Origin of the sequence: Alcanivorax sp. NBRC 102024 (genome assembly GCF_001602235.1) — a bacterium.
GTDB lineage: Bacteria > Pseudomonadota > Gammaproteobacteria > Pseudomonadales > Alcanivoracaceae > Alcanivorax.
This window is the reverse complement of record NZ_BDAS01000019.1, coordinates 1-15,829: the sequence shown is the minus strand read 5'-3', so window position 1 is coordinate 15,829 and position 15,829 is coordinate 1. Positions and strand designations below refer to the sequence as shown.

General features: G+C 58.4%; 12 protein-coding genes. 9 read left to right on the top strand and 3 right to left on the bottom strand.

All coding sequences use genetic code 11. The features are described 5' to 3' along the window. The 6 genes from A0251_RS17560 to A0251_RS16745 all read left to right on the top strand — a co-directional run. Positions 1 to 563: hypothetical protein (locus A0251_RS17560; RefSeq protein ID WP_197461973.1), on the top strand; the 563-nt coding region annotated here is incomplete at its 5' end. A 305-nt stretch (positions 564 to 868) separates the two neighbouring features. Continuing rightward, the gene (locus A0251_RS16765) at positions 869 to 1,720 is read left to right on the top strand and encodes a metal-dependent hydrolase (RefSeq protein ID WP_062817985.1); all 852 of its coding nucleotides are present in this window, start codon (positions 869 to 871) and stop codon (positions 1,718 to 1,720) included. Between the two features lie 13 nt (positions 1,721 to 1,733). Continuing rightward, entirely contained in the window at positions 1,734 to 3,248 is a 1,515-nt protein-coding gene (locus A0251_RS16760; protein WP_062817984.1) for an NAD(P)/FAD-dependent oxidoreductase, read from the top strand. 129 nt (positions 3,249 to 3,377) lie between these two features. Then, on the top strand, positions 3,378 to 3,842 hold the full coding sequence (locus A0251_RS16755) for a DUF3465 domain-containing protein (protein WP_082810946.1): 465 nt from the start codon (positions 3,378 to 3,380) through the stop codon (positions 3,840 to 3,842). Positions 3,843 to 4,183: 341 nt separating this feature from the next. Beyond that, positions 4,184 to 8,524, top strand: coding sequence for a hypothetical protein (locus A0251_RS16750; RefSeq protein ID WP_062817983.1), 4,341 nt, complete (start codon positions 4,184 to 4,186; stop codon positions 8,522 to 8,524). A 151-nt stretch (positions 8,525 to 8,675) separates the two neighbouring features. Then, a complete protein-coding gene (locus A0251_RS16745) occupies positions 8,676 to 9,386 on the top strand; it encodes a pseudouridine synthase (RefSeq protein ID WP_062817982.1) in 711 nt (236 codons plus the stop codon). Positions 9,387 to 9,540: 154 nt separating this feature from the next. Here the strand turns inward: A0251_RS16745 and A0251_RS16740 are convergent, their stop codons facing one another. Further along, the gene (locus tag A0251_RS16740) at positions 9,541 to 10,425 is read right to left on the bottom strand and encodes an oxygenase MpaB family protein (RefSeq protein WP_082810945.1); all 885 of its coding nucleotides are present in this window, start codon (positions 10,423 to 10,425) and stop codon (positions 9,541 to 9,543) included. A gap of 124 nt (positions 10,426 to 10,549) precedes the next feature. Continuing rightward, positions 10,550 to 11,434 carry a LysR substrate-binding domain-containing protein gene (locus A0251_RS16735; protein WP_062817981.1) on the bottom strand — a complete coding sequence of 295 codons (885 nt, stop codon included), beginning with the start codon at positions 11,432 to 11,434 and terminating at the stop codon, positions 10,550 to 10,552. A 129-nt stretch (positions 11,435 to 11,563) separates the two neighbouring features. Here A0251_RS16735 and A0251_RS16730 point away from each other — a divergent pair, with 129 nt between their 5' ends. Further along, positions 11,564 to 11,767: a hypothetical protein gene (locus A0251_RS16730; protein ID WP_062817980.1), complete on the top strand. Its 204-nt coding sequence runs from the start codon at positions 11,564 to 11,566 to the stop codon at positions 11,765 to 11,767. A 218-nt stretch (positions 11,768 to 11,985) separates the two neighbouring features. Here A0251_RS16730 and A0251_RS16725 read toward each other — a convergent pair whose 3' ends face one another. Next, positions 11,986 to 13,641, bottom strand: a complete 1,656-nt coding sequence (locus tag A0251_RS16725; protein ID WP_062817979.1) for an electron transfer flavoprotein-ubiquinone oxidoreductase — start codon at positions 13,639 to 13,641, stop codon at positions 11,986 to 11,988. Between the two features lie 477 nt (positions 13,642 to 14,118). Between A0251_RS16725 and A0251_RS16720 the strand changes: the two genes are divergently transcribed. Together A0251_RS16720 and A0251_RS16715 are read left to right on the top strand one after the other, a co-directional pair. Next, positions 14,119 to 14,868 carry an electron transfer flavoprotein subunit beta/FixA family protein gene (locus A0251_RS16720; protein WP_062817978.1) on the top strand — a complete coding sequence of 250 codons (750 nt, stop codon included), beginning with the start codon at positions 14,119 to 14,121 and terminating at the stop codon, positions 14,866 to 14,868. Further along, the gene (locus A0251_RS16715) at positions 14,868 to 15,797 is read left to right on the top strand and encodes an electron transfer flavoprotein subunit alpha/FixB family protein (RefSeq protein WP_062817977.1); all 930 of its coding nucleotides are present in this window, start codon (positions 14,868 to 14,870) and stop codon (positions 15,795 to 15,797) included. The genes A0251_RS16720 and A0251_RS16715 overlap by 1 nt, the downstream gene beginning before the upstream one ends. Positions 15,798 to 15,829: the final 32 nt, after the last annotated feature.

Below are 15,829 nucleotides of genomic sequence, written 5' to 3'. Positions count from 1 at the left end.
TTTTTGATAGGGCCGATCTCTTTCCTAGGGAAAACCTAAAAGAAGCTATAACTATTTTTATGGCGTGGGCATTGCCAGCGTTCTTGTTCGTCGTTTGGGCGGATAAATACTATCCAGATGTCAAATTTTACCAGGCAGCAATTACAGAAGGTATCGGACCAAACCTGTGGAATACCATCGGATCCTTTGGTTTGTTCACTTTCGGAGTGGCGGTGTCGCTTTCTTCCTTTTTTACACCTTCTTTAATCGCTAGGCAGATACTCGAAAACACCTACGCAATAGGTTGTCTGACCTTTGGCTTATTGGTTGGGCAGTGGTGTCTACTGCCTTTCAGCGAATTAACTTGGTGGCAACAGGGCTTGTTCGGCGTCACCTCAGTTTTCCTACTAGTAGTGGTCTTTCTATATAACATGGTTGTCTGGTGCTTGAGTTCTTTAATCCAAAACTCGCCAGAGAGAAAATCCAATTTTTTAGTGAAGCTTGAGAAGATGCATTGGGTGTGGCGCGCGGGAATAGGATTATCTATCTCCTGTGTCGCCCTTCTTGCTTTTTTAAGTGTATAAACGAATAACAATGGGGGGGCAGGTATTTTCCTGTGCTTTTCTCCGAACCCGGAGAGCGTTGATAGGAACACGAGGGTCAGGTCTTTACCCGTGCCAGCGGTCGCTCCAGTTTCTACGCCACCGGTGCAGCGGTCATCCGATCGCTACGCCTGCGAAAAGTAAACATTGCTAGCCAATCTGTGTTTTCTGTCCCGCCCAATTTGACCCATATCAACAAACCATAACATTGCTAAATGTAACTATTGAGCCTGTCATCGTGCTGGCCCTAGCATCCGATCAATCCGATCTGTTCAAGGGGCATGACAATGACAATTCAGGTTGATCCGGTGCGCCGGAATCTCAAATTCGGGCTGCCCGCCGGAAAGGCATTGAGCTGGAATCCGGGCGGGCTGCATATCTCCCAGTTCTATAACACCCTGTCGATTTTCTTCCCGGCGGGGGAGCGCTTCTTTATCCAGAGCGTGCGCAACTATCGCCAGGAAATCACCGACCCGCATCTGAAGGAACAGGTTTCCGCCTTCATCGGCCAGGAAGGCTTCCACACACGTGAGCACGAGGAATACAACGAGGCGCTGGTGGCGGCGGGGATGCCCATTGAGGCCATGGATGCGGTGGTGGTGCGGTTGCTGGAACTGGTGAAGAAGGCGCCCCGTTCCGTTCAGCTGGCCGCCACGGTGGCACTGGAGCACCTGACCGCGGTGCTGGGCGACATGCTGCTGCGCAATACCGAATTGATGGAAGGGGTGGACCCGCATTACTCGGCGATCTGGCGCTGGCATGCCATTGAGGAAACCGAGCACAAGGCCGTGTGTTTCGATGCCTTCGAGCAGGTGGTGGGCAAGGGCATCCAGGCCTATGGCCTGCGTGTGGGAGCCTTTCTGTTGGCCAATGCGTTGTTCTGGAGCCTGTTCGTGCCGTTCTACACGGTGATGGTGGCGAAGGGCGGTGGCCTGTTGAACCTGAAGGGGTGGTGGAAGGTGATCAACCTGGCGGTGGGCCGCCCGGGGGTACTGCGCCGGGCCCTGCCGGACTGGCTGGATTTCTTCCGCCCGGGTTTTCACCCCTGGATGCATGACAACCGGGAATTCCTGGACCAGGCCGAGGCACTGATGGACGAAGTGGCGGCCTTTGATGTGAACCGGCTGCAAGCCGCCTGAGGAGGGCAGGGACATGACCAGTAAAGCGAAGATTTCCGCAAAGACGATTTCCGTGGATGTGGCCATCGTGGGCGCCGGTTTCGGCGGGCTGTGCATGGCGATCAAGCTGCGTGAGGCGGGCAACGAGGATTTTGTGATCCTGGAAAAGGCATCGGAAGTGGGCGGGGCCTGGTACTTCAATGGCTATCCCGGGGCGGCCTGCGATGTGCAGTCGCACCTGTATTCCTTTTCGTTCGCCGGCAAGGCGGACTGGAGCAAGCGCTACGCGCCCCGGGACGAAATCGAGAACTACATTCTCGACACCGTGGAGCAATATCAGCTGCGGCCCTTTATCCAGTTCAACCAAGAAGTGAACGAAGCCCATTTCGATGCAACCACCGGCCGCTGGACCGTGCGCACCGCGGCGGGCATGACCATTGATTGCCGCCACTTTGTGCTGGCGTCCGGCCCGTTGCACGTGCCGAATGTGCCGAACATCAAGGGGCTAAAGCGCTTCAAGGGCAAGGTGATGCATTCCGCCGAGTGGGATCATGGTTATGATCTGGTGGGCAAGAAGGTGGTGTCCATCGGCACCGGTGGCAGCGCCATTCAGTACTGCCCGGAAATCGCCCCCAAGGTGAAGAAACTGTCCGTGTTCCAGCGCAGCGCGGCCTGGGTGATTCCCCGGGATGAGCGCGGTTACTGGGGGATTCAGCAGCGGCTTTTCAAGCGTTTCCCGGCGCTGCGCAAACTGCATCGGGCGCGGCTGTACTGGAGCAATGAATCCCGGGTGGCGCCGGCTTCCAGCCCGAAGGCGGCGCAACTGCTGGGTGCCCTGTGCAAGCAGTTCATTCGCCTGCAAGTGAAAGACAAGGCGCTGGTGAAGGCGCTGACCCCGGATTACACCTTCGGCTGCAAACGGGTGCTGATTTCCAACAAGTGGTATCCCATGTTCAACCGGGACAATGTGGAGCTGGTCACCGCCGGGATCCGCGAGGTGAAAGCCAACAGCGTGGTCACCGAAGACGGGGTAGAGCATGAAGCGGATTGCATCATTCTTGGTACCGGCTTTGTGGTGGATCCGCGTATCTACATGAAAGATTTTCCGCTCACCGGGTTGCCGGGCCATGATCTTCATAAGGACTGGGCCAAGTCTGCGGAAGCGCATTACGGCGTTACCGTCAGCGGCTACCCGAACCTGTTTATGCTGGTGGGGCCCAATACCGGCCTTGGTCATAACTCCATCGTGTTCATGATCGAGTGTCAGGTGAAATACATCCTGCAATGCATGGCGCTGCTGCGTGAGGAAGGCGCGGACTATCTGGATGTGAAACCGAAAGCCCAGGAAGCCTTTAACGCCAACGTGCAGCGTCGCTTGCAGGGCACCACCTGGACCTCCGGTTGCACCAGCTGGTACCAACAGGACGATGGCAAGAACTTCGCCCTGTGGCCGGGTTCCACCTGGCGTTACTGGCTGCAAACCCGCAACGTGCGCTCCACGGATTATGAGTTTGTGTGTGCCAATGCTGAGGCAACGGTGGAAGCCTGACGGGTTTTGAGTCTGCGGTAAAAGAGAGAGGGGCAGCCTGGGCTGCCCCTTTTTTTGTGGAGGACGGTTCTGCCATTGCAGATGGCTTGTGGTAAAAAAGGGGAGAAATAAGCCGGCCAGAGAACGTTGATGAGAAAAATAGCCCCGATTATCGCTGCCGTGACAGTGCTGGCACTGTACGGGCTGGATTACCTGCGAGATGACAGCACCATCAGCCAGCCATCGGTTCATGCCCCCCAAACCGAATCGGCTGCGGTTGCCGGTGATCGCGCTATTCAGGCGGCCTATGAAAATCGGCAAAGCGATGTTCAGGTAGAAGGGGCCGGTCGGGTGGTCAAGGTGCTGCCGGACGATAACGAAGGCAGCCGCCACCAGAAATTCATTCTGGAGCTGGCCTCCGGCCAGACCCTTCTGATCGCGCACAACATCGATCTGGCGCCCCGCATTCCAGACTTGCGTGAAGGCGACCGTGTCAGCTTCTACGGTGAGTACGAGTGGAATGAGCGGGGTGGGGTGGTCCACTGGACCCACCATGATCCACAAGGCCGTCATGTGGATGGCTGGTTGAAACACCAGGGCAAACGTTACCAGTAAGTGAGCCGGATCCATCCGGCTCGGCACCAAGACCGATTCTGCTTGATCTCCCCTTGCCAGATCGCGGCTGCTTGCCGCAGACGGCGTCCTGCATTCCTGCGACCTAATCAGAAAGAGAACACTTTTGTGTCAGGGGCGAAATGCGCCGGCCGGTGCGGGGCTGTTATCTGGAACGAAAGTGCTCCAAATTTTGTTCCGGATTCGTGATGGACGTAGCAGATTAGGGCCTCGTTAGGTTCACAATGCGAGGGCAGAAATGACGAAGCAACCGCTTCGTTATTCTGCAACGGTGCCGGCAGACTCGCCGCACTGCACATATCAGCCATGACACGGAGGTCAAAATGGCAACGGACGATCGCTCTGGAAGCGACGACGCTTCCCCGTCTCTTTCTCTCACCAAAAAACATATTGATGCACTGACTCATCGTGTTCATCGCTTTGATGCCGGTATCAGCAAGCTGGAGGCCGAATCGAAAGCGATGAAAAAACGCGGTGACGAGGCCGGTGCCGCCAGCCTTGATCGCAAAATCAAAGTGCTTCGCGACGAATTGATCGAGCTGCAGAATGAAGCTGCCAACGCCCCGGAAATCGCCAGCGCGCTAGGCCTGGAAAGTCGCCCACAGGCGGAACTGGCCGAGATTCCTGCCGTGGTCAAAGCGGCCAAGTTTGAAACCATGAACATCGAACTGAGTGAAGCAAAATACCAGAGCCTCACTCCCATCAGTAGCGAGTGGCCACGCCAGGGGCGGGTGGTGAAGGATGGTGTTGCCGAACCCGTCCAGACCCTTGGCAAGGTGCGCATGCTGGTGAACAGCGAAGAGGGCCAGGCTGCGGAGAATGTGCCGTTTCGCCTGGAAGCGAAGGATGCCGATAGCGGTGAGGTATTGATTCTGCGTAACGGCCATACCAACAAATTCGGCTATGCCTCGGTGAATCTGGGCAATTTTCCGCTCAGTCGTATCAGCGATATGCACATTGTCGTTGGCAAAGGCGGCAGCAATGAAGAGGGCGGTGATATTCAGCGCACTCCGGTGCTGAATGCGTCCATTGCCACCCACCGTGATCTGGGGGTTCCCCACCAGGTGGTGATTCGTCCGGAGCTGCTGGACAAACTGAAGCCGCGCTTCCCGGGTCGGGATGGGCCGGAAATCCCCGGGACCATCGAAGATCCGGATGACATTGATATCAAGAATTCTCCCCGCTCTTTTGGTTTGAATGAAGAGCACGTGGACGGCAACTGCTGCCTGCGGCCACGCACGGAGTTCCCGGCGCGGGAATATCATTTCCGGCAGATTGTGCGGTTGAATGAACCGCTGCTGAACTTCCGTGAGAAAGGCATCTCTCGCCAGGATGTGCAGTCGCCGATTCCCTTTGGCGATGAGTCCCCGTCGGTTTATGGCCTGACCGGGGGAAACCTGCTTCTGGGTACGGTCAATATGTATCGCCAGGGCTGGTATCCCGTGGGCAGAGGGCTGGGTGAATTGCTGTATTCCCTGGCATTGGCTCCCTGTGAGCATGTGAATCTGGCGTTTGTGGACTGGTCCAGAACACAGCGTGACACGCGGGTCGAGTCACGGGTCCAGCGCGAGCAGATGGAACATGAACTGAACCATGACCGTGCCATTGAAGAGGTGGTTGATTCAGTGCTCACCGAACGTCAGACCGGTGAATCCGGCAGTGGCGGTGGTGGTGCCAGCCTGGATCTGGGCTTTTTCAGCATTGGTGGGGGCGGCGGTAAAACTTCCAGTACCACCACCGGGCGACGGAGTCTTCAGGCGTCCACGGTCCAGGATATCTCCGATGAAGTCACCCAGCGGGCGTCGTCCATTCGCTCGCAACGTTCAACGGTGGTGACAACGTCCTCGCAGCGGGAATCCGAGCGTATTCAGACTCGCACGGTGCACAACCATAATCGCAATCACGCCATGACGGTGCAGTACTTCCAGGTGCTGTCCCACTATTCGGTGAAAACCGAACTGGTGGAAGAGAAGCCGGTGGTGTTGGTGCCGTATGATATCGACGACGCCATTTTTGATGATATTCCCAGCTTCAATAAATTCAGACTGGCACCGAGCCGACCCATCACCCGGTTTCTTGATCGCCACTCCCGCCTGCTTCGTCGCATGGTTCCGCGCAGCTATAGCCGGGCGTTTGAATCGTTGTCGCGACTGCTGCATTGCCGTGATGTGTACGATATCGAGACCCCCTATGCCACCTTTTCCCGGTGGAATATCCGCCTGGACAAGGCCTGGCGCCCCGGCCTGACGATCAGTATCGAAACCAATGACGGGCAGAGCTTTCCGCTGACACCCCGGGGTGGCAGTGCGGACCAGGCCCCGGTGGAGTTTATTTCTGATCCTGTCAGAGCCGAAGATATCGAGGCCGTCCGCATCGGCTTTGATCCGGTTGAGTCAGCACGGGTTACCGGCAACACCGGCATATTCGGTTTGCTGGGAGAGAGTCTCAATGATCTGCTCGAGCAGACCCTCAATCACAAACTGACCCGCATCGAGATCACGGCACGGACGGACCGTTCCCGGTTTGTGCCGGAGCGGCAGAGTTTCCGCCTGACGGTCGTGCAGCCGAATGTGACGCTGAGTAATGACAATCCTCATGTCTCCCTGGACATCACACCGCCGACCATCAACTTTGATGGTTATCGTGGCCGTGAGCATCAAGACTACTGCAAGCTCAAGTCCCTGATTGCCTATATCCAGTCCCGCCCCATGCGTTTCCTGCGGGCCATCTGGTATATGGAGGACCCGGATCGTCGCGCCATGCGGTTTGACCGCTTCCAGTTCCAGGGAAATTCCTTGCTGGATAGTATCGTCAACAAGCCGGTGGGAGTGCTCGGCAATTATGTGGCGTTCGAATTACTCGAGGGCCACAAACTGGTTCAGATTGATGCGCCCAACTACGTGGTTTCCAGTCGTATGGTCAGCCTGCCTACCCGGGGCGTCTTTGCGGAAGTGTTCCTGTCCTGTTGCAACGCCACAGAGAAACGGGATGTGGAACGCTTTATTGATCCTGACCAATCCTGCCAGAAGTCCGCACCGGAGATTACCGGCATTTCCCCGGGCTCACGGGCGCAGGGCAGCGACACCCGGCCTTCGGATTTCGCCACACCGATGATCAATTTGCAGAATGCGCCGGCGGTACCCAATCCCAATGGTATGACGGCAGGCCTGAATGTGATGGGCACGCCGGATATTTTCCGTGACCTTTCCCGGGGAGCGGAACTGCTTCAGTTTATCAATAACGCTACGAAAGAAGCGTTCACCAGCACCCGTCAACACCGCGCGGCCATGGATGCCATCGCCGGCGATGTGGTTCGCGGGCTGGTGTCGGCCTATACCGGTGTTCCTATCGGCTCCAGCGGCAAGCCTGCCACGGCCAGTTCCGGCACCAGCGGAATTCAATCCGCGCCGTCAGGCTCCGGTGGCAATGGCGGGGCGGCCACTGGCAGTGCGGGTGACAATGGGGCCTTGCAGGCACTCACCGGCGAGATGGTGCGCCAGAGCTCTCCGTCACAGGTCAGTGATCATGTGCAAACCGTTAGACGGGCGGTGGAAAGTGGCCTGCTCAGTGAAGGGCAGGGCAATGCCATCACCAACTCCCTGTTGGGGGGAACGGCTGCCGGGATCCCGGACAGCACGGCGCCGGTGATCATCCTCACGGCACCCACCTCCCGGGATGGTCTGGCGTTTGGTCCGGCCACGGGGGATAAAAGTGGCGCCCTGGGCCTTTCGGTGAATGTGGAAGGCGAGCCGGAAGGGGCAACCGGTCGCTGGACCCGACCCAATCCCGCCGCCATGGCATTGTCATCGCAAGAGGATGACAACATCACCGTCACGCCGCTGATTCCTGGATTGCAGGAGCTGGACTACACCCTGAGAGACACGGCCGGCACCGCACTGGCGAGTATCAAGGTGCCCTTGTCCGTGCCGCAGTTTATCGCCGTGCGCGAGGATGCGGCGGCGTTTGATGCGGTACTGGCCAGTTATAGCCTGGATGACGTGAAACCCTCGGTGTTGAGGGCGGCCAAGGAAACCTGTGACCTGTTGTTGATGACGGCGAATGTCCGCACTGTTTGGGAAATGGCGCCATTCAATGAGGCATTGCCGGCCCAGTTTGCAGCGGGCGGGGCTGCCGCAAACCGGTTGACTGTCGCCACATTGCGGGGCAATCCGCCTTCAGCGGGTCTTGCTGGTCGTACGCAGGCGGGGACCGGTGGCATCGGCGCGACGGTGTATGACGAGACGATCTCCGTCTGGCCCGGGGCGTTCGATGATGCGGCCGCCAGCGGCGCGGCCGGGGATGTGGATGATGCTACCCGTCAAGTGGTGCAGCAGATGCAGGGGCTGGATTTTACCGATCTTCGCCTCAAGCAACTGGCAATTGATATTGTCGGTCGACTCATCGGTGAAACCCTGGCCCATGAGGTGCTGCACAGTCTTCTCGGGTTCCTGATTCCCACCGGACACCACAACCCGGCGGTGGCCAGTGACATCATGAATCGGGGCCTGGATCGCAGCTTCCAGAACCGGACCGGTTTTGAGGTCATCGACCTGGCCAACTTCCCGGATGAGGGCAGTTATTCCGATACGGGGATTGGCTTGATCAATATACCCACGGCGGTGACGCAGGATCTGATCGACCAGCATTTCCCGGTCTCAATCTAGTCCTCGAACCCGAGAAAGCCCTGACGACTCTACTTTGGGGTCGTCAGGGCAACCCGGTGGTACCTGCCACCGTCCCGCAAATTTCGCGAGCCCGGTCTGGCACTCTGTCAGACCCCATTACGGAGACCGCCGGCTCCGTTATCATGTCTCCATGACCTCCCGATACCATCGTCTTGACCGTTTCCTCAGCGCTCGCCTGCAGATCAGCCGAAGCAATCTGCGGTTATTGCTGGCTGGTGGCCGTGTCCAGGTTAACGGTCAGGTTGAAGGGGATCGGCAACGACGGATTGGTCCGTTCGACAGGGTGGTTTGCGACGGCGAGATTCTGCAGGCAAACCGGCCCCGTTATCTGATGCTCAACAAGCCTGCCGCAGTGGTCAGTGCCACCCGTGATGATCATCACCCCACGGTGCTGGATCTGCTGCCGGAGGATCAGCGTGAGGGGCTGCACCTGGCCGGGCGGCTGGACTTCAATTCCACCGGCCTGGTGTTGCTGACCAACGATGGCGACTGGTCCCGGCAGTTGAGTCAGCCGGAGAACCAGGTGCGCAAGCATTATCGGGTGACCCTGGAAAAACCGTTAACCGACGACTATGTGACGGCGTTTGCCGAGGGGATGTGGTTTGAGTACGAAGGCATTACGACGCGCCCCGCGGCGCTGAAAATCCGTAGCCCGTTTGAGGCAGACGTGTGGCTTTGCGAGGGCCGCTATCACCAGATCAAGCGCATGTTCGGGCGTTTTGATAACAAGGTGCTGACGTTGCATCGGCTGGCGATTGGCAAACTGGTGCTGGATGAAACGTTGCAGCCGGGTGAGTGGCGGGCGCTTTCGGCGTTGGAGGTGTCCTCCATTTTTTCATGAGAGGACACCGTCACAGATTGCGTAGGGTGCACTGAGCCCAAGGCGAACTGCACCATCAAACGCGGGATCGGTGCAGTTCGCCTTAGGCTCAGTGCACCCTACGTCTTGGAGGCGCGGGTGTTTGTGACCTTTCCCTCTCTGATCCTCGAAGCACTTAAACCAGTGGCTTGCCTTTCTTCAGGCGCCGGCGGAAATCCCACAGCACCAGATTGTAAGGGGCCTGCCGGATCACACGCGGCAGCAGCAGGCTGATGCGGCCAATCGTGCGCACGGTACGCTCGAAACGCCGCTGCTTTTTGTCATTCCATTCCAGCTGCATTTGCGCACGGATTTCCGGCGGCAGAAAACCCGTGGTCACAAACCGGTTGAAGCGCCCCAGCAGAAAGCGGGTTGGCCGGCTGAGGAATTCCAGGTCGGCGATCATCATCAGGTACCGGCGAATACGGTCGTCGATGTGCAGTTGCTGCAGGCCTTCCTGCCAATAGGCGTCAAAGGCTTGCAGATCTTTCGGCCAGGTGTCCTGACGAACCTGCAGGGTAGTGCCCAGCGGGTGGGCCAGTTGATAAAAGGTTTCCTTTTCCTGCTGGCTCATGGGGCCATGGAGTTTCTGATGGGTATCCACAAAGCCCCAGTAGAGACAGGCGGCCACCCACATCTGCAGGTTCTCATCGAACGCGTTGTACTTCACCGGTGAGTGTTCGGTGGAGTGGACCTGGGCATGGGAACGATTGACTGCCCTGCGGTAGGCCAGCTTCTCTTCACTGGTGCCCATCATGGCAACGGCCAGGTAGGTGAAGGTCGTCCGCGAGCGTTTGATCGGGTGATGCAGAATCGAGCCACTTTCCACCCGGCTTTCCGCGACGCCATAGCCCACCCCTGGCAGGGCCAGTTGCAGGATAATGTTGGCACCACCGGCCAGCAGCATGGCGCCATCGAAGATGCCGGGAAATTGCGCGTCCAGTTCCCGGGCGGTGGGGGGAGTGGGCCATTGGTGTTCCAGTCGGGCCTGGCGACTTTCCAGGTTGGCTTGGACTGTCATTGTTTTTCTGTCCTCGCTGTCAGCGTGGTGGTTCATACGCCGTTTTTTTTCATGCTAACGAGGAGTGCGTCATCAAACAATGAGACAAAATTAATTATTTGTATCATTGCGGCGTTTTCTGCCCTTAAAGCCGCAATGCCCGGAACACCGCCCGCACATGGCCGGCCAGCACATGGGTGGCCGAGCCTTCTTCGCCCCGGTAAAGCATGGCGATCTGATAGTCGCCCAGTTCGGGCAGCTGATATTCCTCGCCCAGTTGCTGCAGGGGAGGCTGGATCAGGCTGAGCGGGAAGGGGCCAATGGCCAGATCCGCCTGCATGGCCGCTTCCTGTCCGGCGCAATGTTCGCTGGTGTAAGCCACCCGGTAGCGGTGATCGCTGCGGTCCAGGGCCTCCAGGGCCATCTTGCGCCAGGGACAGCCCTGGCTGGCCAGCGCCAGGGGCAGGGGGGTCTGGCTCACCGCGATCCCCCCCTGGGCGCCGGCCCACACCAGCGGCTCGCTGTGCACCACTTCCCCCCGTGCCGGGCGACCCTGTTTACCGGTGGTGACCATAATCAGGTCCAGCTTGCCCGCATCCAGCTGCTTGAGCATGTCGGCGCTGCGCCCGACGATTACATTCACCTGCACGGCGGGGTGAGAGCGGGAAAACTGGGTCAGCACCTGGGGCAGGATACGGGTGCCGATGTCATCCGGGGTGCCCAGCCGCACGGTGCCTTCCAGCTCCGGGGCGGTGAAGTGGCTGATGGCCTCCTGGTTCAGTTTTAGCAGGCGCCGGGCGTAGCCGAGCATGGCCTCGCCCTCGGCGGTGAGGCTGACCCGACGCGCTTCGCGGAGGAACAGCCGTTGCCCCACCTGTTCCTCCAGCCGCTTGATTTGCATGCTCAGGGCAGAGGGGGTGCGGAACACTTCCGCGGCGGCCTGGGTAAAGCTTTCCGTTTCCGCGATAGCCACGAAGCTGCGCAGGATTTCCGTGTCCAGGAGGGGTTGAAGCGGGCTGTCCGGGGGCATGTTTCACCTTTCAGAAAAATTGAACGATGAGTAAAGATCTTTTCGGTTTACTGATAGTAAACCCGATTGCATCATGGACGCCAATCACAGCCCAGCCACTCCACAACGTTCCCAAACAGGGAGGAGACCATGAAGCGCAACGACCCTCAAACTCTGGAAGCGCCCAAGCGGATTCACTCCCGCAAGCCGGATCTGCACATGCCGGCCATGCCTCCCCTGGAGCTGATGGATGCCCTGGATTATCGCATCCGTCTGGCCTGGTATCGTCTGCGCAAGAGCCGTGCGCAGCAGCGGGCCCGGGTGGCCCAACGGCTGCAAAGAAAGCCGGTCTGACTATGGTGTCTGCGACGGATGTGAAAGCATAGCAAGGCGGCTGATTCGCCTTGTGAACAAGGCTCCAACGGGGTAATGACTGATTCCCTTGCGGAATCCACCGTTGGAGCTTTGCTTGCAAAGCGAATGCTTCAGAATTTCGGCAACTGACCCGACAACAAAAAAGGCGCCTTTTCAGGCGCCTTTTTTGTGTGCGACACGGAAGCCCGTGCGGCCAATTACATGTTCGGGTAATTGGGGCCGCCGGTACCTTCCGGAGCCACCCAGTTGATGTTCTGGGTGGGGTCCTTGATGTCGCAGGTCTTGCAGTGCACGCAGTTCTGGGCGTTGATCTGGAAACGCTTGTCGCCAGTGTTCTCGTCCTCAACCACTTCGTACACACCCGCCGGGCAGTAACGCTGGGCCGGCTCGTTCCACTTGGGCAGGTTCACCTCCAGCGGTACGTTCGGATCTTTCAGCGTCAGGTGACAGGGCTGATCTTCTTCGTGGTTGGTGTTGGACAGGAAAACGCTGTCCAGCTTGGCGAAGGTGATCTTGCCGTCCGGTTTCGGGTAGTCGATCTTCTTGCTCTGGTCTGCCGGCTTCAGCGTGGCGTGATCCGGGGTGGTGTCACGCATGGTGATCGGCAGTTTGCCGTTGAACAGGTTGATGTCCACGAAGGCAAAGGCAGAACCGATGAAGTTGCCGAACTTGTGCTGGGCCGGGCCGAAGTTGCGCTGGGCGTGCAGCTCTTCGTGGATCCAGCTCTTGTCGAAGGCATCCTTGTATTCGGTAAGCTCGTCGCCACCGCGGCCGCCTTTCAGGGCTTCTGCCAGGATTTCCGCGGCAATCATGCCGGACTTCATGGCGGTGTGGGTGCCCTTGATCTTGGCGAAGTTCAGGGTGCCGGCGTTACAGCCCACCAGCAGACCACCGGGGAAGGTCATCTTCGGCAGGGACTGCAGGCCACCCTTGGAGATGGCACGGGCGCCGTAGGAGACACGCTTGCCGCCTTCCAGGTGCTTCTTGATTTCCGGGTTGGTTTTCCAGCGCTGCATCTCGTCGAACGGAGACACGTGCGGGTTGGAGTAGGCCAGATCGGTGATCAGACCCAGGGCAACCTGGTTGTTCTCGATGTGGTACAGGAAGGCACCACCCGGGGAGCCGGACTCGGTGAGCGGCCAGCCGGCGGTGTGCACCACCAGGCCTTCCTGGTGTTTGGCCGGGTCGATATCCCACAGTTCCTTGATACCGATACCGTAGTGTTGCGGATCGGTGCCTTCGCGCAGGTTGAATTTTTCCTGCAGCTGTTTGCCCAGGTGACCACGGCAACCTTCGGAGAAGATGGTGTATTTGGCGTGCAGCTCCATGCCGGGGGTATAGCTGGGCTTCTTCTCGCCGTCATGGCCGATGCCGGAATCGCCGGTGGCGATACCTTTTACGGAACCATCGTCGTTATAGAGTACTTCGCTGGCAGCAAAGCCGGGGAAGATCTCGATGCCCAGACCTTCCGCCTGTTCTGCCAGCCAGCGGCACAGGTTACCCAGGGAAATAATGTAGTTCCCTTCGTTGTGCATGGTCTTGGGTACGAACAGGTTCGGCACTTTCTGTGCCTTTTCCGGGCCGGTGAGGTAGTAGATCTCATCGCCGGTGACCTTGGTGTTCACCGGAGCGCCCATTTCCTGCCAGTTGGGGAACAGCTCGTTCAGTGCACGGGGCTCAAGCACCGCACCGGAGAGAATATGGGCGCCGACTTCGGAGCCTTTCTCTACCACGACCACACTGATTTCCTGACCGGTTTCCTGGGCGATCTGGCCCAGACGGCAGGCGGTTGCCAGACCGGAAGGACCGGCGCCGACGATGACTACATCGACTTCCATAGATTCGCGTTCCACAGCCTGTCTCCTCGCTATCGATTGCGTGTTCGGCCCTGAAGCCACTGAGAAAGGGGTTCTGAAACACTCTGCCACAGAAAAACCTTTCTCAGCAGCCACCTGGGGCCAGCCTTGGGGTGGCGCGGAGTATATAGAGATAGGCCAAACCGCACCACTGCCTGGGTTGGCCGCAACGCCCGCTGCATTGTTACCGGGTGTTGATCCGGTGGGGCGGCCACTGCAACCATTTCAAACAGGTGTTCGGATTATCCCTTGCTAGCTGGTTGATTTACAAGGAAATGGCCGACCGTAAAGTCACGAAAAGTGGACACCTTGCAGAGTCTATTTGCAGCAAAATCATTCGCTTACAGATTTTCGGCCTATTGACCTGCTTTGGCCGAGCGTTCAAGATAGCGGCTCTTTCGCGGGGGTGGACCCGGCAACGGCGTCAATTCGCCTCCTTCTACATGTCACCCAATGGAACATTCCGAGGATCCTATGAAGGTTCTTGTACCCATCAAGCGAGTCATTGACTACAACGTCAAGGTTCGCGTGAAGGCGGACAACTCTGGTGTTGATCTCGCTAATGTCAAAATGGCCATGAACCCCTTCTGTGAAATCGCTGTAGAAGAAGCGGTGCGCCTGAAAGAGAAGGGTGTGGTTACCGAAATCGTTGCCGTTTCCATCGGTCCCAAGACCGCTCAGGAGCAGCTGCGTACTGCCATGGCACTGGGCGCTGATCGCTCCATCCTGGTAGAAACCGATGAAGACGTTCAGCCGCTGGGCATCGCCAAGGCACTGAAAGCCATCGTTGACGAAGAAAAGCCGGACCTGGTGATTCTCGGCAAGCAGGCGATCGACGGCGACAACAACCAGACCGGCCAGATGCTGGCTGCTCTGACCGGCATGCCGCAGGGCACGTTCGCGTCTGAAGTGGACGTGGCTGACGGTAAAGTGAAGGTGACCCGTGAAATCGACGGTGGCCTGCAGACCGTTGAGCTGAACCTGCCGGCGGTGGTTACCACCGACCTGCGTCTGAACGAGCCGCGTTATGCGTCTCTGCCGAACATCATGAAAGCCAAGAAGAAGCCGCTGGACACCAAGACCGCTGCTGATCTGGGCGTTGACCTGACTCCCCGTGTGACCACTGTCAGTGTGGAAGCCCCGGCCGAGCGTCAGGCTGGCATCATCGTTGGCTCCGTTGACGAGCTGGTTGAGAAACTGAAGAACGAAGCGAAGGTGATCTGATGAGTGTATTAGTTTACGCCGAACACGATAACGCCGCGCTCAACAAGGTCACCCTGAGTGTGGTTGCTGCTGCCAAAGAAATCGGCGGCGACATCACTGTGCTGGTAGCCGGTAAAGGCTGTGGCGCTGTTGCTGAAGAAGCGGCCAAGATTGATGGCGTTTCCAAGGTACTGTGCGCTGACAACGACGCCTACGAGCACCAGCTGGCCGAGAACGTTGGCGATCTGGTTGCTGAAGTTGGCGCGGATTACAGCCACATCCTGGCTGCCGCTACCACCACCGGCAAAAACTTCGCGCCGCGCGCTGCAGCGCTGCTGGACGTGGCCCAGATCTCCGAGATCTCCGACGTGATCGACGCGGATACCTTCAAGCGTCCGATCTACGCCGGTAACGCCATTGCTACCGTGAAAAGCAGCGATGCCAAGAAAGTGATCACCGTGCGTGGTACCTCTTTCGACGGCGTTGCCGCTGAAGGTGGTTCTGCTGCCGTTGAGAACATCGACGTTGCCAAGGACGCCGGTATCTCCTCCTTTGTGGGTGAAGAGCTGGCCAAGTCCGACCGTCCCGAGCTGACCTCTGCCGAGATCGTGATCTCCGGTGGTCGTGGCATGGGCAACGGCGACAACTTCGAAATCCTGTACAAGCTGGCTGACAAGCTGGGCGCTGGCGTGGGTGCATCCCGTGCTGCCGTTGACGCAGGCTTCGTACCCAACGACATGCAGGTCGGTCAGACCGGTAAAATCGTTGCGCCGAACCTGTACGTTGCTGTGGGCATCTCCGGTGCCATCCAGCATCTGGCCGGCATGAAAGACTCCAAGGTCATCGTTGCGATCAACAAGGACGAAGAAGCCCCCATCTTCCAGGTGGCGGACTACGGCCTGGTCGCTGACCTGTTCGAAGCGGTACCGGAGCTGGACAGCAAGCTGTAAAAAGCCTGCAGTCAGCACCAACAAAAAACACG

Excerpts from the sequence above, each read along its gene's own strand:
- A0251_RS16745 (WP_062817982.1), top strand. The coding sequence starts at position 8,676 with ATGACCTCCCGATACCATCGTCTTGACCGTTTCCTCAGCGCTCGCCTG.
- A0251_RS16760 (WP_062817984.1), top strand. The coding sequence starts at position 1,734 with ATGACCAGTAAAGCGAAGATTTCCGCAAAGACGATTTCCGTGGATGTG.
- A0251_RS16755 (WP_082810946.1), top strand. The coding sequence starts at position 3,378 with ATGAGAAAAATAGCCCCGATTATCGCTGCCGTGACAGTGCTGGCACTG.
- A0251_RS16740 (WP_082810945.1), bottom strand. The coding sequence starts at position 10,425 with ATGACAGTCCAAGCCAACCTGGAAAGTCGCCAGGCCCGACTGGAACAC.
- A0251_RS16735 (WP_062817981.1), bottom strand. The coding sequence starts at position 11,434 with ATGCCCCCGGACAGCCCGCTTCAACCCCTCCTGGACACGGAAATCCTG.
- A0251_RS16730 (WP_062817980.1), top strand. The coding sequence starts at position 11,564 with ATGAAGCGCAACGACCCTCAAACTCTGGAAGCGCCCAAGCGGATTCAC.
- A0251_RS16765 (WP_062817985.1), top strand. The coding sequence starts at position 869 with ATGACAATTCAGGTTGATCCGGTGCGCCGGAATCTCAAATTCGGGCTG.
- A0251_RS16715 (WP_062817977.1), top strand. The coding sequence starts at position 14,868 with ATGAGTGTATTAGTTTACGCCGAACACGATAACGCCGCGCTCAACAAG.
- A0251_RS16720 (WP_062817978.1), top strand. The coding sequence starts at position 14,119 with ATGAAGGTTCTTGTACCCATCAAGCGAGTCATTGACTACAACGTCAAG.
- A0251_RS16750 (WP_062817983.1), top strand. The coding sequence starts at position 4,184 with ATGGCAACGGACGATCGCTCTGGAAGCGACGACGCTTCCCCGTCTCTT.